The 3,517-nt window shown below is 65.9% G+C and carries 4 protein-coding genes; 3 read left to right on the top strand and 1 reads right to left on the bottom strand.

Annotated elements, in window-relative coordinates:
* Positions 1-107 (bottom strand): GcrA family cell cycle regulator (locus tag ACTHJR_RS14470; RefSeq protein WP_440523942.1); only part of this gene is annotated, 107 nt, incomplete at its 3' end.
* A gap of 107 nt (positions 108-214) precedes the next feature.
* Here ACTHJR_RS14470 and ACTHJR_RS14465 point away from each other — a divergent pair.
* From ACTHJR_RS14465 to ACTHJR_RS14455, 3 genes are all read left to right on the top strand, one after another.
* Positions 215-1,024: an ABC transporter permease gene (locus tag ACTHJR_RS14465; protein ID WP_440523941.1), complete on the top strand. Its 810-nt coding sequence runs from the start codon at positions 215-217 to the stop codon at positions 1,022-1,024.
* A gap of 123 nt (positions 1,025-1,147) precedes the next feature.
* Positions 1,148-1,876: a hypothetical protein gene (locus ACTHJR_RS14460; protein WP_440523940.1), complete on the top strand. Its 729-nt coding sequence runs from the start codon at positions 1,148-1,150 to the stop codon at positions 1,874-1,876.
* Positions 1,877-2,139: 263 nt separating this feature from the next.
* Complete coding sequence (locus ACTHJR_RS14455) at positions 2,140-3,339, top strand: aspartate aminotransferase family protein (protein WP_440523939.1); 1,200 nt, start codon at positions 2,140-2,142, stop codon at positions 3,337-3,339.
* Positions 3,340-3,517: the final 178 nt, after the last annotated feature.

The following is a 3,517-nucleotide window of genomic DNA, read 5'->3' as shown; positions in this document are numbered from 1 at the left end:
ACGGCGTTGCGGCTGACATCGCCCAGCGCCTCGGCGATCTGGCTCGCGGTCATGCCCTTTTCCCACATCGTGCGCAGCGTATCGATGCGGTCGTCGGTCCAGCTCATCTACATTCCTTCCAAACCGTCACCGGAACGGTTGCGGGGCATCGCGTCAGCGCCTACCTGCGTGGCCGATGGACGCGCCCACCACTTCCGGTGAGAAAATCACTGTTATGGCACCCCCCGGCGTTCCGGTGATCCGGAGCGTGAATTGGGGTGGCCTGAGAACCCTCTATGTGAAGGAGGTGCGCCGTTTCTTCAAGGTGCACCTGCAGACGATCTGGGCGCCGGCCGCCACGACCCTGCTGTTCCTGGTCGTTTTCACCGTCGCGACGGGGGCGAAGCGCCCGGTCGCGGTCGGCGGCGTCGACATTCCGTTCGGCGATTTCATCGCCCCCGGCCTCATCATCAGCCAGGGCATGATGGGCCCGGCCTTCGCCAATGCCAGCTTCTCTTTGTTGGTCGGCAAGATCCAGGGGACGATCGTCGATTATCTGATGCCGCCGCTCTCGACGATGGAATTGCTCGCCGCGCTCGTCGGCGGCGCGATGACGCGCGCGTTCATCGTCGGCTTCATCGTCTGGGCGGCGATGGCGATCTACGGCATCGGCGTCTGGCCGCAGCATCTCTGGGCGGTGGTCTGGTTCGGTTTCCTTGGCGCGGCATTCCTGTCGCTGCTCGGTGTGCTGACCTCGATCTGGGCGGACAAGTTCGATCACGCCGCGGCGGTCAGCAATTTCGTGATCATTCCGCTCGGCCTGTTGTCGGGCACCTTCTATTCGGTCGACCGCCTGGCGCCCGCGTTCAAGGCGTTCAGTCACGCCAACCCGTTCTTCTACATCATCTCGGGCTTTCGCTACGGCTTCCTGGGCACTGCCGATTCGCCGGTGCTGATCGGCAGCGGGGTGGTGCTCGGGCTCGACGTCGTGCTGGCGCTCGCCTGTTACTGGCTGCTCAACAAGGGTTGGAAGATCAAATCCTGACCAGCCTGGGCGGCTCGTCGTAGGCAGGGGGCGGCTGAACCGCGGCTGACGGCGGCGTTCAGCCCAGGCGCAACATCGTCCCGCTATTGCGCGTTGTATCCTCTCCACTGGAGTGCCGGTACGATGCGTATCCTGTTGATGTCTGCGGCGGGCGTGGCCGCCCTGAGCGTGGCGCCCGCAATGGCGCAATCCTATTCGTCGGGCTATTCGAACGGCTATGGCAGCAGCTACTCTCGCGTTGCGGTACCGCGGCCGTGGCAGGTGCGCTCGATGATCGATGCCGCCCAACGCCGTGGCGACATCACGGACGACCAGGCGACCAACATGCGCGAGGAGGCCGACGAACTCGCCCGGCTCGATCGCCGTGCCCAGCGCGACGACGACAGCGCCGCGCGTCGCGACGTGACGCGCCGGACTTTCGCCCTGTTGCGCGATTTGCGCGAGGCGCGGAGCGATTCCGGGAGCGACTATGCCTATCGCGGTCGTTCCTCGGGCTATCCGCCCGCCTACCGGACGCCGCCGCAGGGCGACTACGGCTATAACCGTTCTGCGCCCGGTTCCGACGATGACGAGCCTTACACGCCGCCCGCGGCGAGCGATTCCTATCGCGACGCACCGCCGTCATACGATCCCAACCGTGCCGCGCCGGAGGCTTACGATACCAACCGGGCGGCGCCTGAAAATTACGATCCCTACGGGGCGGCGCCGTCGACCGACGATCCCTATCGGGCAGCGCCCCCCGCCGGCGATCCCTATCGTGCCGCGCCCCCGTCGCGCGACGATCAAGGCTATGACGATCCGAACGGGCAGGACGATATGCCGGACGATGGGATCTACCAGCGGCGCAACTGATCCGGGCGGGGTGGTGAGGCGGCCCGTCACCACTGGCCGAGCTCGACGCATCTCCTGGGGAGGGCCCTGCGCGCAACCACGATCCCAATGCCGCTGACGATCGACCGTGACGGTCATGCACCTTGGGCATGATCTGCCCAACAAGTGCGATGGGTGATTCGATCCCATGGTGTTGACGCTCCATGGCCGTAACAAGTAAATGCCCGCTCCGGGCGGTCCGGATGGACCGCCTTTTGCTTTTTGCAGCCCGAGGAGACCCAACCGTGACCATCACCCCGCTCATGCCCGTCTATCCGCGGTGTGGCGTGCGGCCGGTCCGAGGCGAGGGTTGCTATCTGATCGGCGAGCGCGGCGAGCGGTATCTCGATTTCGCCGCGGGGATCGCGGTCAACGCGCTCGGCCACAGCAACGAGCATTTCGTCAAGGCGGTGCAGGACCAGGTCGCGACGCTGATGCACGTGTCGAACCTGTACGGCAGCCCGCAGGGCGAAGCGCTGGCCAAGCGGCTGGTCGACAACAGTTTCGCCGACACGGTGTTCTTCACCAATTCGGGCGTCGAGGCGATCGAGTGCGCGATCAAGACGGCGCGGCGCTATCACGACGTCAACGGCAATCCTGAACGCTACAAGCTCATCACCTTCAAGAACGCGTTCCATGGCCGCTCGCTCGGCGCGATCAGCGCCACCGACCAGCCCAAGATGCGCGACGGGTTCGAGCCGCTGCTGCCGGGTTTCGATTACGCCCGGTTCAACGATCTCGAGGGCGCGCTGGCGCTGATCGACGACGAGACTGCCGGTTTCCTGGTCGAGACGGTGCAGGGCGAGGGTGGCATGACCGCCGGCAGCCCCGAGTTCATCCAGGGCCTGCGCAAGGCGTGCGACGAGCATGGCCTGTTGCTGATCCTCGACGAAATCCAGTGCGGTTACGGCCGCACCGGCAAGATGTGGGCGCATCAGCATTACGGAATCACCCCCGACATCATGACGGTGGCCAAGGGGATCGGGAACGGCTTCCCGCTCGGCGCGTGCCTCGCGACCGAGGAAGCGGCCAAGGGCATGGTGATCGGCACCCACGGCTCGACCTATGGCGGCAATCCGCTGGCGATGGCGGCCGGCATGGCGGTGCTCGACGTGATGCTCGAGCCGGGCTTCCTCGAGCATGTCACCGCGATGGGCGATCGCCTGCGCGCGGCGTTCGAGCAGATGATCCCGAACCACGACACGCTGTTCGAGGAAATCCGCGGCAAGGGCCTGATGCTCGGCATCAAGATGAAGGAGCCGGCGGTCAGCCGCGATTTCGTCGCCCATCTGCGCGACAATCACGGGCTGCTGACGGTGGCCGCGGGCGAAAACGTGTTTCGCGTCCTGCCGCCGCTGGTGATCGAGGAAAGCCACATCACCGAATGTATCGAGCGGCTGAGCGAAGGCGCGCGGACCTATGCCGCCGCCATGCAGCCGGCGTGAGGGTAATCAGTTCAATCCTCCCCATTCATGGTGAGGGGGACCGCGCGGCGCAGCCGCGCGGTGGAGGGGGGTATCCTTCTCGGCTTGGCTGGCGGCACGCCCCCACCCCCCAGCCGCGGCGCGGCGCGGTACCCCTCCCCCCAAACCCGGGGGGATTTTAGGAATGCGCCCATTCCAC

The sequence above is a fragment of the Sphingomonas sp. genome (assembly GCF_051962185.1).
Taxonomy (GTDB): domain Bacteria; phylum Pseudomonadota; class Alphaproteobacteria; order Sphingomonadales; family Sphingomonadaceae; genus Sphingomonas.
The sequence above is the reverse complement of the archived record's forward strand: the minus strand, read 5'-3'. Positions and strand labels throughout refer to the sequence as shown.